Raw genomic sequence first — 521 nt, forward strand, 5'->3', positions numbered from 1 at the left:
CAGACATTGAACAGGTTCTTAGCTGAACAGCGTGCGCGCGCCCTCGTAACGGGCGGCGAAATAGCTATTGTCCAGCCGCGCCACGCGGATGGCGCTATTGGTGCGCGGCGCGTGCACGAACTTGGCGTCGCCGATGAAGATGCCCATGTGCGAGAACGGGCGGTTCATGGTGTTGAAGAACACCAGGTCGCCGACGCGCATGCGGCTGTCGGGAATCGGCCGCGCCACATTGGCGATCTGGGCGGCGTTGTGCGGCAGTTTGACGCCGACGGCGTTCTGATAGATGTAGCTGACCATGCCGCTGCAATCCAGGCCGGCCTCCGGGTTGGCGCCGCCGAACTTGTAGTCCAGGTCCAGCAGGCCCAGGGTATACATCAGGATTTCGCGGCCGGCACCGTCGGCCTTGAGGCCGGACAGGCTGACATCGCCGGAAGGGCGCGGCTTGCGCCCGCCGCCGGCCACCTTGGTGGGAGTGGTGCCGCAGGCGGCCAGCAGGCCGGCCAGCGACAGCAGCGCGGCGC

At 67.0% G+C, this 521-nt stretch carries 1 protein-coding gene; it reads right to left on the bottom strand.

The features are described from left to right. Positions 1-18 precede the first annotated feature (18 nt). Positions 19-513 carry a C40 family peptidase gene (locus tag LQT98_RS23590; RefSeq protein WP_231465671.1) on the bottom strand — a complete coding sequence of 165 codons (495 nt, stop codon included), beginning with the start codon at positions 511-513 and terminating at the stop codon, positions 19-21. Positions 514-521 lie beyond the last annotated feature (8 nt).

The sequence above is a fragment of the Chromobacterium aquaticum genome, from assembly GCF_021129195.1.
GTDB classification, from domain to species: Bacteria; Pseudomonadota; Gammaproteobacteria; order Burkholderiales; family Chromobacteriaceae; genus Chromobacterium; species Chromobacterium aquaticum.